Annotated in this window: 19 protein-coding genes and 1 pseudogene; 14 read left to right on the top strand and 6 right to left on the bottom strand. The window is 44.1% G+C overall.

From position 1 onward, the window contains the following. Nucleotides 1-47: 47 nt before the first annotated feature. Nucleotides 48-1,964, top strand: coding sequence for a COG1361 S-layer family protein (locus tag ACI3EW_RS10165; protein WP_215702686.1), 1,917 nt, complete (start codon nt 48-50; stop codon nt 1,962-1,964). Next, complete coding sequence (locus ACI3EW_RS10160) at nt 1,951-3,261, top strand: ABC transporter permease (RefSeq protein WP_215702687.1); 1,311 nt, start codon at nt 1,951-1,953, stop codon at nt 3,259-3,261. Before ACI3EW_RS10165 ends, ACI3EW_RS10160 begins: the two co-directional genes overlap by 14 nt. 244 nt (nt 3,262-3,505) lie before the next feature. On the opposite strand, the gene ACI3EW_RS10155 is transcribed toward ACI3EW_RS10160, so the two are convergent. Next, on the bottom strand, nt 3,506-5,233 hold the full coding sequence (locus ACI3EW_RS10155) for a carbon starvation CstA family protein (RefSeq protein ID WP_118529622.1): 1,728 nt from the start codon (nt 5,231-5,233) through the stop codon (nt 3,506-3,508). 210 nt (nt 5,234-5,443) lie between these two features. After that, nucleotides 5,444-5,971: a DUF8052 family protein gene (locus tag ACI3EW_RS10150; protein WP_118529623.1), complete on the bottom strand. Its 528-nt coding sequence runs from the start codon at nt 5,969-5,971 to the stop codon at nt 5,444-5,446. Nucleotides 5,972-6,289: 318 nt separating this feature from the next. On the opposite strand from ACI3EW_RS10150, the gene ACI3EW_RS10145 reads away from it, so the two are divergent. The 4 genes and pseudogenes from ACI3EW_RS10145 to ACI3EW_RS10130 all read left to right on the top strand — a co-directional run bounded on the left by ACI3EW_RS10145 (nt 6,290) and on the right by ACI3EW_RS10130 (nt 8,738). Then, nucleotides 6,290-6,646, top strand: a complete 357-nt coding sequence (locus tag ACI3EW_RS10145) for a CRISPR-associated protein (RefSeq protein ID WP_118296935.1) — start codon at nt 6,290-6,292, stop codon at nt 6,644-6,646. A 69-nt stretch (nt 6,647-6,715) separates the two neighbouring features. Next, a complete protein-coding gene (cas6, locus tag ACI3EW_RS10140; RefSeq protein ID WP_118529624.1) occupies nt 6,716-7,669 on the top strand; it encodes a CRISPR system precrRNA processing endoribonuclease RAMP protein Cas6 in 954 nt (317 codons plus the stop codon). Nucleotides 7,670-7,851: 182 nt separating this feature from the next. After that, a pseudogene (locus ACI3EW_RS10135) lies at nt 7,852-8,139 on the top strand (sigma-70 family RNA polymerase sigma factor); the annotation flags it as partial. 122 nt (nt 8,140-8,261) lie between these two features. Beyond that, nucleotides 8,262-8,738, top strand: coding sequence for a helix-turn-helix domain-containing protein (locus ACI3EW_RS10130; protein ID WP_158553078.1), 477 nt, complete (start codon nt 8,262-8,264; stop codon nt 8,736-8,738). A 20-nt stretch (nt 8,739-8,758) separates the two neighbouring features. On the opposite strand, the gene ACI3EW_RS10125 is transcribed toward ACI3EW_RS10130, so the two are convergent. Further along, nucleotides 8,759-8,902 carry a hypothetical protein gene (locus tag ACI3EW_RS10125; RefSeq protein WP_233430165.1) on the bottom strand — a complete coding sequence of 48 codons (144 nt, stop codon included), beginning with the start codon at nt 8,900-8,902 and terminating at the stop codon, nt 8,759-8,761. 292 nt (nt 8,903-9,194) lie between these two features. Here ACI3EW_RS10125 and ACI3EW_RS10120 point away from each other — a divergent pair, with 292 nt between their 5' ends. From ACI3EW_RS10120 to ACI3EW_RS10110, 3 genes are all read left to right on the top strand, one after another. Next, on the top strand, nt 9,195-11,507 hold the full coding sequence (locus ACI3EW_RS10120; RefSeq protein ID WP_117515771.1) for an NB-ARC domain-containing protein: 2,313 nt from the start codon (nt 9,195-9,197) through the stop codon (nt 11,505-11,507). Nucleotides 11,508-11,976: 469 nt separating this feature from the next. Continuing rightward, nucleotides 11,977-12,264, top strand: coding sequence for a hypothetical protein (locus ACI3EW_RS10115; RefSeq protein ID WP_107000094.1), 288 nt, complete (start codon nt 11,977-11,979; stop codon nt 12,262-12,264). 53 nt (nt 12,265-12,317) lie between these two features. Then, nucleotides 12,318-13,247 (top strand): CPBP family intramembrane glutamic endopeptidase, encoded by a 930-nt coding sequence (locus ACI3EW_RS10110; protein ID WP_117504970.1) that lies wholly within the window; start codon nt 12,318-12,320, stop codon nt 13,245-13,247. Nucleotides 13,248-13,436: 189 nt separating this feature from the next. Here the strand turns inward: ACI3EW_RS10110 and ACI3EW_RS10105 are convergent, their stop codons facing one another. After that, nucleotides 13,437-14,042: a transposase gene (locus tag ACI3EW_RS10105; RefSeq protein ID WP_233430194.1), complete on the bottom strand. Its 606-nt coding sequence runs from the start codon at nt 14,040-14,042 to the stop codon at nt 13,437-13,439. A gap of 14 nt (nt 14,043-14,056) precedes the next feature. Further along, nucleotides 14,057-14,419, bottom strand: a complete 363-nt coding sequence (locus ACI3EW_RS10100) for a hypothetical protein (protein WP_117566377.1) — start codon at nt 14,417-14,419, stop codon at nt 14,057-14,059. A 583-nt stretch (nt 14,420-15,002) separates the two neighbouring features. Here ACI3EW_RS10100 and ACI3EW_RS10095 point away from each other — a divergent pair. Next, nucleotides 15,003-16,298, top strand: coding sequence for an ATP-binding protein (locus ACI3EW_RS10095; protein ID WP_107000090.1), 1,296 nt, complete (start codon nt 15,003-15,005; stop codon nt 16,296-16,298). A 99-nt stretch (nt 16,299-16,397) separates the two neighbouring features. Continuing rightward, nucleotides 16,398-16,568 carry a hypothetical protein gene (locus ACI3EW_RS10090; RefSeq protein ID WP_485662914.1) on the top strand — a complete coding sequence of 57 codons (171 nt, stop codon included), beginning with the start codon at nt 16,398-16,400 and terminating at the stop codon, nt 16,566-16,568. Here the strand turns inward: ACI3EW_RS10090 and ACI3EW_RS10085 are convergent. Further along, nucleotides 16,555-17,856, bottom strand: a complete 1,302-nt coding sequence (locus tag ACI3EW_RS10085) for an IS110 family RNA-guided transposase (protein ID WP_227117340.1) — start codon at nt 17,854-17,856, stop codon at nt 16,555-16,557. The two genes, ACI3EW_RS10090 and ACI3EW_RS10085, sit on opposite strands and share 14 nt — an antisense overlap. Before the next feature lie 419 nt (nt 17,857-18,275). Between ACI3EW_RS10085 and ACI3EW_RS10080 the strand changes: the two genes are divergently transcribed. From ACI3EW_RS10080 to ACI3EW_RS10070, 3 genes are all read left to right on the top strand, one after another. Continuing rightward, the gene (locus ACI3EW_RS10080; protein ID WP_485662913.1) at nt 18,276-18,848 is read left to right on the top strand and encodes a helix-turn-helix domain-containing protein; all 573 of its coding nucleotides are present in this window, start codon (nt 18,276-18,278) and stop codon (nt 18,846-18,848) included. Between the two features lie 230 nt (nt 18,849-19,078). Next, nucleotides 19,079-19,996 carry a ParM/StbA family protein gene (locus tag ACI3EW_RS10075; protein ID WP_107000088.1) on the top strand — a complete coding sequence of 306 codons (918 nt, stop codon included), beginning with the start codon at nt 19,079-19,081 and terminating at the stop codon, nt 19,994-19,996. Nucleotides 19,997-19,998: 2 nt separating this feature from the next. Then, nucleotides 19,999-20,370, top strand: a complete 372-nt coding sequence (locus tag ACI3EW_RS10070; protein ID WP_117504976.1) for an adenylate cyclase — start codon at nt 19,999-20,001, stop codon at nt 20,368-20,370. Nucleotides 20,371-20,390: the final 20 nt, after the last annotated feature.

The following is a 20,390-nucleotide window of genomic DNA, read 5'->3' as shown; positions in this document are numbered from 1 at the left end:
GCTGGCACAAATAACTAAAATAGAACAGCCAGGAGGAGAGGAACAGTATGAAAATAAAAGGATTACGCTGGATGGCAACATTCCTTGCTGCGTGTATGCTGATGGGCGCAGTCCCGGCAACTGCATTCGCGGCGAAGGAGACAACAGAAGCGGCGGAGACGATCCCACAGGTATACCGGATGGATGACGATAATGATACCGTCCGCCTTGTGATCGGAAAGACGCCGACCTTATATATCGGGAAAAACGGAACCGTCTCCGTGACACTCATGAACATGGAGGACAAAGACTGGGTCGAGACAGAGATCTGGATCGCCTCCGAGGATGATTTCCGGAACCATTATTCCGATGAGATCACAAAGACGGAGGACCGCGACAGCGAGGAGAGCAGCATCGTCCAGTCCATGAAGACGATCTATCCCTTTGAGGTGACGGATTCCTTAAACCGCCATTACAAGGTTGGTCATGTAAACAAAAAAGCGAAAAAGACCGTCAACCTGAATGTCAATGTAAAAAAAGGTCTGGAAGAGGGCTATTATCCGATTCTGATCTATATCTCAAAGCGCGCTCAGGGCGAGGACGGAATGTCCTCCGAGTACGCAAAGACCATAATGGCGTGGATCGAGACAAAGAAGACAACAGGAACCAGCGAGACAGATGAGGACAGCTCCGAGCCAGTAGCATTCGCCCTCGGCGAGAATCAGTCCACTCCGTCTGCAAACTATTCCGAGGTCATGAATTTCGATGTAAACGTGAGAAATACCGGTTATAAGACTGCCTATGATGTGCGCGTCGATATGGAGCTCTCTGAGGATATCACGAAGTTTCCGTTTGAGATCAATGACGGAAATTATGACCGGCAGATGGGAAATATGAACCCGGATCAGACGGTGGCAGTTCCGTTCAGCATGGCGGTGCGGGAAAAGGCGAAATCCGGCTATTACCCGATCAAGTTTAAGATCCGTTACCGGGAAAACGAGAATGGAAACTTTGCTGCTCCTGTTGAGGATACCTTTTATGTGCGGGTCTATGGAAAAGACGAGGCTGATTCTCTGGATTCTGAAGCAGGCGAGAACGAAAGAACAAAGGCGCGTATCATCGTCGACAGCTTTGAGACGGATCCTGCGGAGATCTATGCCGGACAGGATTTTACGCTGAAGGTGCGCATGAAAAACGCTTCCAACAGTATAGCAGCCAGCAACATCCTGTTTACCTTCGAGTCGGAAGCAGTGAGCGACAGTCCGGTATTTACGACGGTGAACGGTTCAAACTCCGTGGTTGTCAATTCTCTGGCACCGGGAGCATCTGACACGCTGACGATAAAATTTTCCTCAAGTCCCACAGCGGAACAGCGTTCCTACACGATCACGATCAATGAGCAGTATGACAGCCCGGAATTCAAGAACGCGAAGGAAGCCGTAAAGATCGCGGTTGGATTAAAGCAGGAGGCACGGTTAAATACCGGTACCATCGAGGTCATGCCGGATGCTATTTCTGTAGGCGAAGAGTCAAACGTGATGTTTTCCATCAACAACACCGGAAAAGTCATGCTCTATAATGTGAACGCGGTCTTTGAGGCAGACTCTATCCAGAAGAATGAGGCTTATGTTGGAAATATCGAACCCGGAAAAAGCGGAAACGTGGATACGATGATCAACGGAATTGCCCCGACCACGGATGATGGAAAGGTAAAACTCTCCATTACATATGAGGATGAGAACGGAAAAGTCTCCACGGTCGAGAAGGAGATCCAGCTTATGGTAAATGAGGATCAGAGCATGGATGAAAGCAATGTTGACGATACCTGGAACAGTGACGATGTACAGCCGGAACCGTCCACGACGGATAAACTGAAACATCTCGCAATTCCGGTGGGAATCGTGGGAGTGGTCCTTGCAGCTGTGATCCTTGTGGTCATCAGACGCAAAAAGAAGAAAGCGGGAATGGACGATGAGATTCTTTGATCTGCTCATCATGAGCATCAATAACCTGCGCAGACGGAAACTCAGGACGGGACTTACCGTTCTGGGTGTTGTCATCGGCACGGCCTCCATCGTAGTCATGGTCTCTCTGGGAATCGGATTGAAGGAAAATACCGTGGAATCCTATGCTTCCTTCGGAAGCCTCACAAGGATCCAGATCAGTTCCGGATACGGGAACCAGTCCGAGGACGATTACCTCGTGGACGCCACGGTGACGAAGCTTGCGAAGATCCCACATGTGAAGAGTGTGTCCCCAATTCTGGAGACAGATGTGAATCTGAAGCAGGGAGTTTATCAGGGATATTCGAACATTGTGGGAATGCCCAGAGAGGAGCTGGAACAGATTCCGCTGGCGGAGGGAAAACTTCCGGACAAGAATGCGGCGACTCTGGAGTTTATCGTCGGAAATATGGTTTCCGACAACTTTTATAACAGCAAGACCGGAAAGGGAAGCTGGGACGGCGAGGATCTTTCCAAAGTGGATCTTATACACAAGCCGTTTTTTACCATGCTCCAGAATATGGGAAACGGGGATGAAAGCAGCCAGAAAAAGTATCTTTTCCCGGCCTGCGCTCTGGTGGATGGCGGTGAGAACGGATTTTCTGAGTATGGATACCAGATCTACACGGATATTGATCTGTTAAAGACCCAGCTGAAAAAAATCTACCGGAAGAACCCGATCCCCGGACAGCCGACAAATAAAAAGGGAAAACCCTACAATTATTTTGTCTACAATATGATTTACGTGAATGTGGACGATATGGAGCATGTGACGGAGGTCCAGAAAGCGATCACAGATATGGGCTACGAGGCCTACAGCAGCATGCAGTGGCTCGAACAGGCCCAGCAGCAGACGGATATGATCCAGGCGGTCCTCGGAGGCATCGGTGCTGTATCGCTGTTTGTGGCGGCTATCGGAATTGCAAACACGATGATGATGTCCATCTATGAGAGAACGAAGGAGATCGGTGTGCTGAAGGTTTTGGGATGTGCGCTTGGAGATATCCGGACGATGTTTTTGATGGAGGCGGGATTTATCGGATTTATGGGAGGCGTTCTGGGACTTGGCTTAAGCTACAGCGTCTCTGCGGCGATCAATAAGTTTCTGGGAGCCAGTCTCTCCGGCATGACCGGCGGCTCCGGAGCGATCTCAAGGATCCCGCTGTGGCTTTCTGGATCCGCTGTGGTCTTTGCGGTCCTCATCGGCATGCTGGCCGGACTTTTCCCGGCACTGCGGGCGATGAAATTAAGTCCGCTGGCGGCGATCAGAAACGAATAAGATAAATGAGTCCTGGGTGCGTTGACACCTTAAAAATCTGACGTTTTAGCCAGTTTGCAGGCTGGAAAGTAGCAGAAAAACTCCGTAGTAAAGCTGCATATGGAGAGGCGGACGGTTGACAGACAACAGAAAAATCGGGATTAAAAGATCCGGTAAAATAAAAGACACGCCATACAGATTTCACTTAAAACCTGGATGACGTGTCTTTTTTAACTCTTAAAATATCTGATCATTTACCCGGCACTTAAGCCTTGGCCGCCTTCTGTCTGGACAGTGTCTGTACACCTTCAATAACAAGGATGATCGCAAGGAAGATCAGAAGGATTCCGAGGATCGTCTGTGCCCACGGACCCCAGTCAGCGCCGCCTGCGGCAATCATGCCGATCTGGTTCTTAACTGTGAGTGCAAGGGAGGTGATCGTAACGATGATCATGAATGCCATCGGGATCAGGAACATCTTGTTGTTTTTGCCCATGTTTCCGAGCCATGTGGCAACGGCTAAGAGGCCGATACCCGCGAGAAGCTGGTTGGCAGCTCCGAACAGTCCCCAGATCTTTCCATATCCGTTCATGCCGAGAAGAATGCCAAGAACAACCGTGAGGATCGTAGCGAAGTACGGATTTACCATAACCTTTTTCCAGCCCTCTTTGATGTCGGCAGCAGTTTCACCCGGCTCAAGCCAGAATTCCTGGAACATGAAACGCGCAAGACGTGTTGCGGTATCAAGAGAAGTAAGACAGAACGCGGAATATGTAAGTACCAGTAAGGAGTTTAAAATGCTGTAGCTTCCCGGGATGATATCGTCGATCATGTGAGCGATACCGCCGCCGAAGATCGCTGTCGCGCCTTTTAATGCCTGATCCGGATGAACTGCGTTCCACTTGTAAGCATAACCGATCGCGCAGAGAGTTAAAACTGCAAGAACACACTCAAGGAGCATTCCGCCGTAAGCGATCGGCTTCGCGTCAGTCTCTTTGTCGAGCTGCTTGGATGTGGTACCGGAAGATACCAGAGAGTGGAAACCGGAGATCGCGCCGCAGGCAACTGTTGTAAACAGTACCGGGAACATGTACTGAACGCCGTTTCCGTTGTCAACTGCAAAGCTTGTCACAGCCGGGAAGGTGGAGTCGAAGGTCGGATGAGCGACGATGACGCCGAATGCTGCAACTGCTAACATTGCGTAAAGCAGGAAGGAACTTAAGTAGTCACGCGGCTGGAGAAGGATCCATACCGGTGTTACAGAAGCGATGGCGATGTAAAGACCAACGATCCACATCCATGCCTTTGTGGAGAGGTAGATCGGATGAAAGTTCATTCCGATCGCCATGATCAGAACGATCGCAAGAACGCCGAATACGGAAGCGATACCCATCGGCATGTTGCGGCGGTATACACAGAAACCGAATACGATTGCGATCAGGATGAACAGGATCGAGATCATCGCTACGGTTGCCGGAGTCGCGGATTTCGCCATATCAAGTGCGCCGCTCTCATCGTAAACTGCACCGAAGGTGGAAGCAACGATCGAAGCGAAGGCTGCTACGACTAAGATCAGGGTCAGGTAAGAGAAGATGATGAAGAGCTGCTTTGCGCGTTTGCTCATGTTTGCGGAGATGATCTCTCCGATGGATTGTCCTTTGCTGCGGACAGATGCGAACAGTGCGCCGAAGTCATGGACACCGCCGAAGAAAATACCTCCGATGAGGATCCATAAGGTCACCGGAAGCCATCCGAACATAGCGGCGCCGATCGGTCCTGTGATCGGTCCTGCACCTGCGATGGATGAGAAATGGTGTCCCATCAGAACCGGGGCTTTTGCCGGTACATAGTCAACACCGTCTGCCATTGTATGAGCCGGTGTCTCTGTTTTGCTTTCGCCTACGCCCCACTGCTTGCACAGCCAGCCGCCGTAGCAGACATAGCCGATGCCAAGAATGGCAACACAGACGACGAGAAGTACTAATGAATTCATTGTTACTATCTCCCTTTCTTTTAAAATATAATAATGTTGGGGTCAAAAGTTTTTGACCCCTTTGATACCGTATTGTTCCGCACTTTATGCTCTCACAATACTCAAAAACATTCATAATCCGCTCATTTTTCTGCGAAAAATGGCTGCTTATTCATGTTTTTGGCGGGGTCCAAGGTCAAAAAACCTCTTGCAGGCAAGCCTGCATCGGATTTATGACCTTTTCCCCCTGGTATCATATAATACTTTTTTCAAAATTTTCGCAACATGGTGACCGCTTGCGTTTGAAGTGACCTTCCCGTCAGCCACCTCCACCAACGCCGCATGAAAATTCATCCAGCCATGCAGGGAAAAATGAAAACTTTTGTAAATACGGCATTTTTTTAGGGCTTTCCTTGCGTCCTCATCACAGGTATCGCAGACAAAGACTGCCGTAATATAGGAAGCCATATGGCCCGGACCGACATGGATCCGTTTCATGCCGTCAGCATGGATCTCGGATTTTAATTCCTCGAAGGTCTCTAAAGTCAGATGCGGAATGTTGACGAGATAGAGAAATTCCTCGTTTTCCGCGGACCATAATTCTGCCTTTTTTGAGATGACATACTGTCCGGAATGCTCAAAAAAATCGCAGCGGGCTGTGATTGGAGAGCGATCGCCATTGATCATCATATGAATATCGTAAAAAGGTTCGTAGTTTTTTAACAGCCGCTCGATCGCGGACTCTCTTGTGTATTGCATTCGGCTTCCCATTTCTAATATTGATTTTGTGCATGAATTATTATACTTTTATGAAAAATATAAAAATTTTATAAAAAGCTTTATTATTATAACTCTGAATACATAATTATGCAAGTTTTTTACGAGATAAATAGGGAAAGAAACAAAAAATTAGTTTTATAAATTAAGTGGAGGGGAAAATGGATAGGACACCGTGTGCGGGTAATTTGGAAACCAGGAACGCATTTGACAAATATTTGTGAAATTCCTATACTACAATGTAAGTACAGAGTTCCGATCCGGAACCAGGATATATCGGTTAAAGAAGGAGAAAAAGAGATGTTTATAAATTTTTCAAATCATCCGAGCAGCATGTGGGGCGAAAAACAGAAGACGGAAGCAGAAAAGTACGGACTGATCGAGGACCTGCCTTTCCCGGCGGTGAGCGCCCATGCAGACAGGAAAGCGGTTCAGGATCTGGCGGAACACTATGCAGCCATGATCCTTGAAAAGCAGCCGGAATGCGTGATGTGCCAGGGAGAATTCTGCCTCAGCTATCATGTGATCGAAAGACTGAAGAAAGCCGGGGTACGGGTTGTTGCTGCCTGCAGTGAACGTGTGGTGGAGGAAGTATATGGAAAGACGGGAACGGAGAAGAAGAGCGTCTTTCAGTTTATCCAGTTCAGGGAATACTAAAGGGTTCTGTCTGAAGCAGCAAAAATGACTGGCTGTTTTGAAATATGACCAGAAATTAGGAGTAACGATATGAGAAAAAATGAGGAAAACATGACCTGGATGGACATCCCGTATATCACGCTGACGTTTTGTCTGAGATTTTATCAGAGAGTCGCGGTGCCGGAGAACAAGGTTTCCGCGCTGCGAGGAGGTCTTGGGGAGATGCTGCTCCGGAAAAACTGCATTGCGGACCGGGACTGTGAAGCGTGCCGGTTTCAGGACAACTGCATGGTCTGGAATGCTTTTTACACACCGATGCGGCTGAAACCCGGGTATGTGACGGGAAAGGAGAGTCTTGGGTATCTGATCGAATGCGACAATCTGGATACGGTGATGGACGAGGGGCACGGGTTCGTGTTCCGCCTGAAGCTTTTCGGGCGCAATATCCCGCTGTTCGCCCAGTATCTGGATGCGTTCTGGCGCCTCGGACAATGCGGACTCGGGAAAGAACAGGCGAAGTTTGAGATCGCGGCGGTCTACACGGAAGAAGAACAGCTGCTTTTGGATGATACAGAGATCCATATGGAACATTTCCGGGTACACACGGTCGGAGAGTATATCCGGAAGAGAAAATGGGAACTTTCGGGAGAACAGCCGGCGCAGAACGGCGATTATCTGGTCCATTTCCTGAGACCTCTGGCACTGCGGAAGGACCGGATCGATCTGAAATGTTTTGATGCGGAAGCGATCTGGCGCGCGATCCACCGGAAGATCCAGATGATGAGCGCCTTCGATGAGATCGGGACAGAACTGGAAAAACCGCAGACGTGGCCGCAGATCATCGACGCGAGATCGGCAGAGACCTCGGTCAGACGATATTCCAGCACGCACAGAAAAGGAATGGAATTAAGCGGAGTTCAGGGATATGTGATCTTCGAAGAGGTTCCGGAGGAGAGACTGGAAGAACTTCTGGCAGGAGAACTGTTCCATATAGGAAGAAATAACAGCTTTGATTTTGGGCGGTATGTGGTACAGAGACGATAACCTTTATGCCTTTGCAGGCAGAAAGTGCTGAAAGCCTGTGAGGTGAAGGACATAGCCCAGACACTGGGAAGAGAGCTGGGATATGAGCTGGCCGCAAGCGGAGAAAATAAGGAAAAGATGTAAAAGCACCCGCCGCGCGTCCACCGCATAAAATAAAGTAATGAAGCTTAAGGCGGCTTTCTTTGAAGACATTTCCGAAACCACTGAGCGCGCAGGAAGAGCGGGAATACTTAAGACGCTGCAAAGAGGGCGACCTGGAAGCCAGAGAGGTGCTGATCAGCCGGAACCTTCGGCTGGTCGCACATGTGGTCAAAAAATACCAGCAGTCCGGATATGAGACGGACGATCTTCTGTCAGTTGGAACCATCGGCCTGATCAAGGCAGTCAATACGTTTAATGCGGAAAAAGGATCAAGACTGGCGACCTATGCCGTCAAATGCGTGGAAAATGCTATCCTCTCACGGATGCGTTTATGGTTCCAAACCAGTATCCCCAGAGCCGAAAAGAACCGAGATGGCGTATTTTGGCACAGGTATCCGAGAATATGTATATCCTTTGCTCTGCTTTGGACGGCTGCGTAAGGTATGCACCTATGTATATCCATAGTTTCCGACCGATCGCCCCTCGCAAGATCTTGGAAGCACAGCTGTTCAATCAGCAGTATCAGAACTACGAAGATATTCCCAATGTACCGGACAGGCTCCGTTGGTGCCGTCATCACATGGGCCTGATGCAAAAGGAAGTTGCAGAGCTGATCGGTATCAGCCGTGGACATTACATAGATTTTGAAGTCGGATATGTTGACTACTATCCAAAGGAGATTGTGGACAAGTTGGCAGAGCTATATGGAGTACCGGTGGATGACCTGCTGGATGATTACAATCGCTTCTTATATAAAGGACAAGGAAAGATGATACGAGAATATCGTGAAAGTTTGGGACTAAAAAAGAAACCGTTTGCTCGGCTGATGGGAATTTCACCTAATCTGCTTCGAGCATGGGAAGATCATCAAAAGCGAATGAACATCAATTCCTGGAACAAGTATTTCAAAGGGAAAATAAAAGCATAAGAAAAGCAGGTGAGGGGGCCTTAATCGGTTTGCTCACCTGCTTCCTTTTTTGCGGATGCGATAACCGCACCCAGCAACTCCGCCTTTTGATCGGATGGACAATTTAATTTTTTGATATACTGATTGACCATATCTGCGTGGACACCGGCTACTCGCTCTGCCAATTCACGTTTCCCCTGTTCTGTTTTAGGATAATGGACAATTACATTGATTGGAGCACTCTTTCTTGCGATACCACGCACCTCCCTCGGTATTTCAGTTTATGAGAGAGAAGTTGTCCGCTATAACCACATTACTGCAGCCGCTTTGCTACTTCAAAAAATAGGAATTGATGCTATAATAAAAGGTAAGATATTCGGAACTTCTTTCGTGATATCATTCTATCAAGAAACTGTCAAAGGCACATTGAGTGCCAATTGACCATAAATTGACTACTTTTCGAAGGGAGGGCTGTTTATGGAAAGATGTGATTTCAGTTCAGTCATGACCATTGTTCGACGCTTTATCAGCGACGATTACGATACAAACCAAACTGCATTGTTAGAAGATGTTTTTAGCTCCTTGTTTACCCAAACAAAGGAAACGATTACATTTGATATGGCATTGGTCTGCCGCTGGTTCACCGGGCAGGCAAAAATCAGTCCGAAAATAACGCAGTTTTATTCCAGAGATGGCAATCGTGAAAAACTGGCAGCAGATTTGGAAAACAATGTACTGCTTTCAATGTATGATAGTTCTATGGCTGCACAGGAAGTATACCGACTGCTAATGCAGGATGATACCATTTCGGAACGAGTAAAAAAAGAATGCTCCCGGCACTATCCTTGTGATAGCCGAGAGGATGAAGCATCGTTTATAGCGGATGTTCTTTGCTTCGGCATGGAGCGTGAGTTTATCAAGCGTGACCCAAAGGTAAAGAATCTCCTTGCTGACGGAAAGCTTTCTCCAATTCTCAGTGATTTCATTGCTGATGAAGGAGCACCAAAGCCTTGCCGACATTTCTGCGGACGTGAAAAAGAACTGGAAATGCTTCACGAATTGTTATTGGAGCATGGAAAGGTATTTCTTCATGGCATCGCCGGTATCGGTAAGAGCGAACTGGCAAAAGCCTATGCAAAGCAGCACCGCAAGGAATACACCAATGTTCTGTATCTGACCTATACCGGTAATCTGATGCAGGATATAGCGGATATGGATTTTGCTGATGACCTTCCGGATGACAGCGAGCAGGAACGCTTCCGCAAACACAATCGCTTCCTGCGTACATTGAAAGAAGATACGCTGTTTATTGTAGATAATTTTAATACTACGGCTTCTCAGGACAGCACTCTTTCTGTTGTGATGAAATATCGCTGCCGTATGTTGTTCACGACCCGCAGCAGATTTGATAACTACGATTCCATGGAAGTAACCGAAATTGCAGGCAAGCAGGCGTTATTATCCATTGCCGGTTGCTTTTTCTCGGACGCAGAAAAATACCAGAGTGTATTGGAACAAATCATTGATACGGTTCACAGTCACACGTTGGCGGTAGAACTGGCAGCTCGACTGCTTGAAACGGGTATTCTGGAGCCGATGGATTTGCTGGAAAAGCTGAAAGAAGAAAAAACATCCTTGGATGCTGATGATAAAATCGGCATCACCAAGGACGGTCAGAGCCGCAAGGCAACTTACTATGACCATATCCATACATTGTTTTCCTTGTATCAGCTTGCCGGTGATGAACAGGATATTATGCGGAGCATGGCGTTTGTACCGACAACCGGTATCAGTTCCCGTGTGTTTGCAGGCTGGTTGATGCTTCGGAATATGAATACCATCAACGATCTGGTGGAAAAAGGATTCATACAGACAAAGTCCTGTCATTCGATTGCCTTGCATCCGATGATTCAGGAAGTAGCAATTACAGAAACCAAGCCTTCTGTCCGGAACTGCCACACCCTGCTCAACAGCTTGCAGGAACTTTGTCTACGGCATGGCGAAGAAGTTTCCTATTACAAACAGTTGTTCCAGACGGTCAATAATATCGTGACTTCGATTGAAAAAGACGATACTGCATCCTATCTCCGGTTTTTGGAAGATTCCTTTCCGTATATGCAGAAGTATGGCTATGAATCTGGAATGGAATTGATTTTGACAGAACTGGCTTCTATGCTGAAAGACAATACCATTGGTTCTGTTTCTGACCGTGCTTTGCTTCTGGACTTCCGTGCCGCTAATGAGAAGAAACCGGAAAAGGCAATCAAGCTGGAAAAAGAAGCTGTGACGCTGATCTCCGAAGTGACCGCAGAGAACGCCCTTCTTGCAGCGAATCTCCATGCAAACCTTGGCGGTCTGTATAAGCAGACCAGTAAGTTGGAACTGGCAAAGCAGCATATGGAAACGGGTATTCACTTGCTTGAGCAATACGGCTTGGCGCCTTATCATGACAGTATTCCGCAAATCACCAATTATGCGGTACTGCTGACGGATATGGGTGAGCCGTACCTCGGGTTATCTGCATTACAAAGGCTGTCTCGTGTCATCAAAGAATCTAACTCTGATGTGTCCGGTGATTATGCCGTTGTACAAGAAGCTATGGGCAATATCTGTCTGTCAATCGGCGATGTGCTGCAAGCTACCACACACTTTAAGAACGCTCTGGCTATCTATGAGGTGCTGTTTGATGCTGAACCGGAACTGATTGAAGAAAAGAAGCAGGACATATTAGAAACTTATACTCAGGCTGGGGTGCAATTAGGTAGACAGTGGTTGGATGCGAAAAATTGAATTTTGTGAGGTGTTGGCATGAGTGAATTCATGAAATTAGCGATTGTATTTATTTCAATGTTGGTTTTGTTTTATTTTTTATGGGTCAACGGATATATGATTTTGAACGCAAAACGAGCCTTATTATTTGTTGTTTCACTCAGAGGGAAAAATAAATGCGAAGTTTCTTTTTCATCTTGTAGCGGATATGTAAAAAAGGTAATAAAATTTAACGAAAGTCGTTAATATACTTTTAAGTTGGATGGCGATGTCTCAAAAGGAAGTATCCATGTTATTGTAGAAAATGAAAATAAAGAGACCATATTAGATTTGACACCAGAGATAAAAACCGGTATGTTGACTGTCGATGAAAAATGTAGATATTTTCTAATACTATAAATGAGCAAATTTGAAAAATTGCACAAAACTACGCTATAGATTTCATAAAAGTGCTAAAGTCATGACTTTCCTTTGCACATCGGAAAAGATAATGATACTTTTCCAACTGGATAAGGGAGCTATAGAAAATATTGATGAGCGATTAAAAGAAAGTTTGTCAATTTATTTAAAAAGAAAAGAAAAGTTACAATTCCTGAAAAAAGCATTGTATTTTGCACCTACATTAACTGAGACAAAACAACACATTTTGCTTTCAATATGCCACATGCTCTGTAACCGCTTAACTGGAAAGAGAAATTTAGAAGCAAAATATCTGCAACTAATCAGGATTGCTATTCGAACATTAAAGAAACGTGAAGAGTTTTTTAATAAGTTATAGTATAATTTTTGCTTAAAAGTTGCAAGGAGCAAATTAAAACCAGGAGGATAATTATGGGACATTTTTATATGGAGAATATATGCACGATGGACGAACAAAGGAAATGTGAATTAAAAATAATTGCCGGCAAAATAGGATGGATCTTATTGATTGCGTATTTGGGTTCGCTAATACTTATGCGAATAATGCCGATTTTTGCTGAAAATATGGCTTTTTATATATTTTGGGCTGGTATCGTATGGGTGGGAATGAAAAAATGGGGAAGGTTGTCTTTGCTGGATACATGTTATTCTAAAAACAAATATGAATTATCCGTATTGGAAAAAGGTTTATTAACGGCATTTGTAATATTTTTATCCCATGTTTTTTGTGCATTCTTTTTGTTTTTGTATGCAAAAGTATTTCAAGACATCGTAATGATGAATGATAAAAGTTTACACAGTGGTTTAGATATTTTCACAGGTGTAATACTGGGACCTCTGGTAGAGGAATGGATTTTTCGGGGAATTCTATGGTCTAAGCTGAAGTCTTATGGGGAGGGATTTGCAATTTTAGCAACAACTATACTGTTTGCTATAATGCATGGTCAGGGGTTATTATTAATATTTCTTTTGATTGGTTTTTTTTCAGGTGTTTTGGTCTGCCTCACAGGAAATTTATGGTATGCTATTACTTTTCATGTTATTCATAATCTGGGGATTTTCTTGTGGGAAAATAAATTGTTTTCCTTTTCAATGAATATGGTTTTAACCATGTTATTAAATGCAGGACTCTTTTTAATGCTTTTAATCCTGCTATTGCTCTGTAGTAAGAAGAATATACTTTTACATTTGTATTATTGTAAAAAGAAATTATTAGAAAAAATTATTTCTGAAAAAAGTAGATTAGTAGTTTTTTTTAATACAGCTGGAATTATGTCATTTGTTTTTTATTTTGGAGTTTCATGGCTGATATCGTTGGTTTCTTTTGGACTAAATTTATAAAGGTAGGTGTTATTTCATGAAAGGTAGTGAGTCGCAGAAATGGTCTGTCAACTTTATTGATGGCTATTTTGAGTATATTTTGAGTTTATATAAAAAAGAGGAATCATCACCCAAATGCTATATGGATTTGCTTATTATTATTTCGGATGCAATAGATTATCTAAAGGATCCTGTTTGGGAAGAAGTTGGTTATTCTATATGTAAAAAAATATAGGTTCCTTTGCAAGTGCAACACATATAATGGACAAATGACATCATCAGCCAGTATCTCTGGATTCCTTTTTGGGAACGCAGCTGATATTTATCCAGACCAAGCTTTTTCTTGCTTTGTCGGAAAAACAGTTCAATTTGCCAGCGTTGGGTATAAAGTCTCAGGATTTCCTGCGTGGATAATGCTGCATTCGTTGAAACAAAGATCCGCAGTGCTTTTGGAATCCCAAAACATGGTGTTGGATAGCTCAGTAGAACCACTGTATTGGGAACATCATTCAGATTCCCTTCATACCGATATACGTAAAACTGCCTTTTATCAACGGTCACAAGGCTGATGTTTGGATCTGTTTTCCGCAAGTGAAGGGCAAATGCACTGGCTTTCTGACGGATTCCGCAAGGATAGAGGATTCGGTTGGTTTTTAAAGCCCCTATGGTGTAGAATCCTTTTTTAGCAAAGCAATCCATGACTTTGGCTGAAGTATACCAGCTGTCACAAAGGAAGTAGGAAACTATCGGTGCAATAGGAAGTTCTGCAGCAATATCCTGTATGATCTGGATCTTTGATTTTGTTTTATCATACAGAATAACGGCATAATTCAGAGTGATTCCATTGCAGAAAGCATGACGGACACGATCTGGTGCCCATAATCCTGTCTGCCTTTCAGATGAGATTGATGAAAATACGCAGCTTCGATTGGATGCAAAGCCTGTGACGAAAGCTTTGTATGGGAAGCAATCGTATCATCCACAATGCAAAAGATAGGCTGACCGGAAATAGTCGCCTCCCGGTAGATCAAATATGCAACGCTGTTTCTTAGGGCATCCTGAAAAAGGAAATCATTCCACTTTCCCTGATTCAGGAAGTGAGCCACAATCGTTCTATGATGTTGGCTGGTCAAGGCGAAATCCGTTGTTTTGCCACGGTATCCACGCAAAAAGGTAGAAAGAATGATAGCCATAAAATGCTGCAGGTAAATATCGGATAAAAAACAGTTGAGGTTGAGAACTTTAAAGTAATTGTAAATCTTATTGGAATGATGTATAATGCCTGCAATAGGCACCCCCTTGTTTGAATGAGTAGGTTGTTGGTCGCACTTCAATTATACATCATTCAGCAGAGGGTGTCTTTCTTTTGTGCAAAATTTAGGATTTACTCATTTATAGATCTAATACTTAAATTTGAAAAAGCAGATGGCAAGATTAAGTTACAATGGGATTAGTGGGTATATAGTTTATAAAATCATCATTTTTCAAATCGCAGTCTGTCGTAGCCTCAAATTAAATAAAGAACTGCCTTGGGCAGCCATGTACTTAACGGTGTGTGGCTGCTTTTCCTTTGTTGAAACAGAATAAAACAATGAGAGAATACAGGGATAATATCCTGATTGAAGCATATAATAGGCTTTAGAACGGAAAACTGTGTTAAGTTGCAAAAATCTTTCCTAAAACCGGTTATACATATTGATTTGAAGGTTGCGATATGGTAATATAGAACAGAAAACTGTATTAAGTTGCAAAAATCTTTCCTAAGGAGGTTATCGTATGGAGATTCGCAGAGATTTTTACTTAGACAAATTGATTAGAAGAAAGAACAATGGATTGATTAAGGTAATTACAGGTATTCGCAGATGTGGAAAGTCCTATCTGCTGAATAATATTTTCTATAATCACTTGTTAGAGTCCGGTGTCCCTGCTGACCATATTATTCGTTTTGCGTTTGATTCCGCAGATGACCTGTATTTGATTGGAGAAAGCCTTATCAAAATTGAAAAAGAAAAACGTGGAGTTGATCCGGAGAAATTTATGGCATATATCCGTTCCCAAGTTACCACGGATGGAATGTATTATCTGCTTTTGGATGAAGTTCAGCTGATGGACTGCTTTGAATCTGTATTGAATGGTTATCTTCGCAAAGATAATATGGATGTATTCGTAACCGGAAGTAATGCAAAATTCCTGTCCAAAGATATTGTTACGGAGTTTGCCGGACGTGGAGATGAAGTCCATATGTATCCACTGAGTTTTTCGGAATTTATGTCGGTTTTCAAAGGCGACAAGTATATGGGATTGTCTGAATATATGCTTTACGGAGGCATCCCGCTGGTCGTTCTTCGTGAAAGTAGCAGCGATAAGGCGGCAGCATTGCAAAACCTGTTTAGCGAAATTTATATTCGAGATATTTTCAAACGTAACCGGATTAAAAATATTGGAGAACTGGAAGACCTGCTGAATATCCTTTCCTCTGCTATTGGTTCTCTGACCAATCCTGAGAAGTTAAAGAATACCTTTAAGACTGTAAAAAAATCTAAAATCACTTCAAAAACGATCAAGAAATATCTGGATTGTTTTGAGGATTCTTTCCTGATTGAATCAGCACAGAGATATGACATCAAGGGTAAGGCATATATTGAAACTCCAAAGAAATACTATTTCTCTGATCTTGGGCTTCGCAACGCAAGGATTAACTTCCGTCAGTTTGAGCAGACACATTCCATGGAAAATGTGATTTATAACGAACTGCGTATGCGTGGATACAGCGTGGACGTTGGTGTTGTTATTATTGCGGAAAAAGACCAAGAAGGAAAGGTAACCCGTAAACAGCTGGAAGTTGATTTTGTATGCAATCTCGGTTCTTCCAGATATTATATCCAGTCAGCTTATTCATTACCTGATGAAGCGAAACGTACTCAGGAAATCAGACCGTTTAGAAAGATAGACGATTCTTTCAAGAAGATTGTTATTACAAAAGATATTGTACAGCCGTACTATGATAACTATGGTATTTTGACCGTGAATATCTATGATTTCCTTCTTGACCCGCAAATTCTTGAAAAATAGTACAATGTAAACTCTTGTTGCGGATATGCAAAGTCGGTGTGGTGGTGAATTATAGTGATTTTAAGTACAATGAAGTCACCAAGCAAAGGAGGATTTCATATGAAACTATCTGATAAAATTGTAGGACTGAGAAAGTCCAATGGAATGTCTCAGCATTCTGGTGATATGTCAAGAGTTTTTAAAAAAGATTTTGATATATTTTTCAGGAAAAAGGGTAACTTTAATAGACCTTCGGCGGAAAATCCAAAGGCGAACATCAGTTCTTGTTGATATTTGATTGAGTGTCCAGCTTTTCGCCGGTGTACAGTTGGTTTTTGACCAGCAATCCAAAAACAAGCCGTACAAGTTTACGAGATGTAAGCGCGAGTGCTCTTTTGTGCTGATGCTTGGTAACTTCAGCATATTTTTTTGCATAATACTCAGTGTATTCTGGCACATGCTTCCTGACGCTGTTAGCCGCTTCTCCCAGATAATAGCGCAGATACGGATTCCCGACTTTTGAGACTTGATTGTCCTCGGAAATAAAATCGCCGGAATCGTTTTTCAGCCAGTACAAACCGGCATACTTTGCAAGTGCATCGGATGAGTGGAACGCAGTTATGTCGCCTATTTCGGACAGCATGCCGGAGGCCCATACCGGTCCGATACCGGGAATGGACTTCAGGATAAGAAACGCATTCGGGTTCATCCCATTGATGCACTTTTCAATTGCCTGCTCTATCAGTTTTATTTCTTTTTGATAGGCCTGGATGCAGTTAAATGAGCTTGCAAGTGAAATATTCAGTGGTTCATACATGCATTGATCCAAACGGTACGAGTCCCTTGCGGCTTTCCGCAAAAGCTCGGATGTCCTGGATATGTCAGAAATACGGTTCCTGCTTTTTTCAGCGAGGAACGAAAGGAGTTCTTCCTCTGAGAGGTCGATGATCTCCTGGGGGGACAGGAACTCCGTCAGTATGGCAGAAGATGTTGCGCCGTAAATATTGCTGAACGGCTTGTTATCACCCTCAAGAAGCTGCAGTTCGCTGAACTTCAGATACAGGTTTGAAACCATGTAGGTCTTTTCCCTGGTAATGCATTCTGACAGGTGCATGCGATGCCTGGTAAGACGCTTCAGGGCGATAAACTGGCCGCCGCGCCAAGGCTCAAGCTTTTTCGTCCTGCCGACCCTTGCGAAGTCAGCAATGAGAAAAGCATCGATAGGATCCGTCTTTTCCATTCCGATATAGGATTTACGGTAATTGGATGTAGCCTTGGGGTTGACACAGAAAACATAGGGCTTGTACGGCATAAGCGTCTCACATGTAGAAAGAAAATTTGCGATATGGACGCTGTAAACAGAGGTAGACTCTAAAGCAACGATGATTGTATCAAGGTTTTTATGTTTCTGCATGCATTTAGCGATCATATCGGCAAGTTCATCAGCGCCGGGCTGATTGTTGCCAAATGAGGATGAGATGTACTTGTTTTCTTCAAAATCCATGGCATAGACCGCATTGGATTTTGAGCTTACATCAATACCTACAAACAAGGTGGACATATAGTTGATCTTTAACAAGATATCACATCCTTTCCGATCTGGATTTGTGGAGCCTGAAGTAAAAGGTTTATCCTGTGCTGCATATGGTGACCGAAGCCTCGCGCAATGAGCATGCACCCGGCCAGCCTTTCTTGCTGGAGCTACGGCGGGGGACGAAAATTCTGTGTTAGCGGAATGTGCCATATGTGCCAGGCTGAATGCTAAAAAAGCAGTCACGGCCAAAGCCGGCTGAAAGGAGGAAAAGCAGTGCCTTCGGACATCAGACTCTGCCTGATATCATAACACAGGATGAATCATATAAAAAGTAACTGTTGACCGTATGGATGGGATTCAGGATGAGGGGAGTTCCTCTTGGATGTCCTTACCATCTATACCCATAAAAAGAATAAGTTCATAAGCGATATTTCTTGCCTACGAACTTATTATACGAGGAGGATTTGGCTGAAAAACTGGATGTATCAAGACAAGCTATTTCTCGTTGGGAATCAGGAGCTGCGATGCCTGATGCAAATAACATTCTTCAACTTAGCAAGCTGTTTGATGTTACAACAGATTACTTACTGAACGATGATTACCAAAGTGATAATGACTTGCCGAAGATAAAAGAAGTTCAAAACGATAATCTCGGTCAGATTATGATCTATCTGGTGACACTTGAAGTGATGATACTTTTGATGCAGTTTATGACAATGTTCATTCTTCAAAATGTGTTTTTTGCATTTCTAAGTTTCCTGCCGTTTGTTGCAGCCATTGGCGGGTTTGAATATGCGTATCAGAAGAAAGTATCCAGTGCAACAGAAAAAACAAAGAACTTCCGTAGAAAGTTTTACAAAATTTCTGCTTGGTTGGGACTTTATTTCCCGATTAGATTTATCGTAAGTGTTGCGGCAGGATTCTACCCTCGTCCGTATAATACTTTGGTATTAGAGGCTATTATTTTAGTAATCTATATTGCAGTAGCAACTTGTGTTAATCTTTCAATAGACAAAAGTTATTTGCCAAAAGAATAAAAGGAAAAATGATTTTGTATAGCAGTCATGCACTACGGTGTGTGGCTGCTTCTTTTTTTACTCAATTTCCACTCAATCCACGCTCAATGTGCTTTTGCCCTCTTTCCAGTAGAATGAAATTGCAATGAAAACAGCACCAAATTCAAAAATCCGGTGCCACTTCAAAGCAAATCTACTGAAAAGAGGGCATTTTTTATGACTATCAAATTTTTTGAGGAGGAATTAAGCAAATGAAAGAACTGAAAAGCATCAAAATTATCGCCGTAGATCATGGCTACGGCAACATCAAAACAGCAAACACCGTCACCCCTACCGGCATTACTGCCTATGACACAGAACCGATTTTCTCCGGTAACATTCTGGAATACAACGGCACCTATTACCGCATCGGAGAGGGACACAAGGAATTTATTCCGGACAAAGCCATGGATGAGGACTATTATCTTTTGACTCTGATGGCAGTTGCCAGAGAGCTGAATGCGTATGGCATCCGTGAAGCAGATGTTCATCTGGCTGCCGGTCTGCCGCTGACCTGGGTTCGCAAACAGCGTGAAGATTTCCGAACTTACCTGCTCCGCAATGAATATGTATCTTTCCATTTCAATGGTAAGGAGTACAAGCTCCATTTTGTCGGATGCAGTTTGTTCCCTCAAGGTTATCCCGCTATTGTCAGCAGATTGGGCGATTTCAAGGGAACCAATCTCCTTGCAGACATCGGAAACGGCACCATGAACATTCTCTATATCAACAATAAAAAGGCGGTGGAGAGCCGTTGTTGGACAGAGAAGTTTGGTGTGAACCAGTGTATGATCGCTGCTAAAAATGCCGTGCTGGACAGCTTTGGTGTCAAAATCGAAGAAGTCACCATTGAGCAGGTGCTTCGCTATGGAACAGCGGACATCGGCAAGCCTTATCTGGACTGTATCACTGCCATTGCGAAAAGGTATGTAGCGGATATTTTCGCCACACTCCGCCGCTATGAATACAATCCGGAACTGATGCGACTGTATATTGTTGGCGGTGGTGGCTGTCTGGTCAGAAACTTCGGGCAGTACGATGAAACCCGTGTAACCATTCTGGATGATATTTGTGCGACTGCTAAGGGATATGAATATCTCGCCCATGCCAGCCTTCGCAGGAAGGAGTAAGCATGAGTGAGAATATCCGCAGCACAAATCTTCGTTTCAATCTGGACAAGGATGTGCAGAACCGGGCGTGGCAGTATCTGCAAACGATGGATAAAAAGAAATTCAAATCCTACAGCCAGATTATCGCCATTTCTCTGGTGGACTACTTTGACCGTTACTACAAGAAGCAAGATGAGCCGTATCTGGAAACCAGAGAGCGTGAGGAACGCTTCGTGGAGCAGATTGTAACAGCGGTGGAAAATGCCATGAACAGGACCCTACCGGTATATTTGGCAGGCTGTATGGTTGGTATTGCTCAGATTACACCGCAGGTAGCTGTTGCAGCATCCGAACCGGAAGATGCAGACCTTGACTGGGATTTTCTTGGGGAATAACCGGTATCTATTCTGACAAC

The sequence above is a fragment of the Pilosibacter rotomagensis genome (genome assembly GCF_045062245.2).
GTDB lineage: Bacteria > Bacillota > Clostridia > Lachnospirales > Lachnospiraceae > Pilosibacter.
The sequence above is the reverse complement of the archived record's forward strand: the minus strand, read 5'-3'. Positions and strand labels throughout refer to the sequence as shown.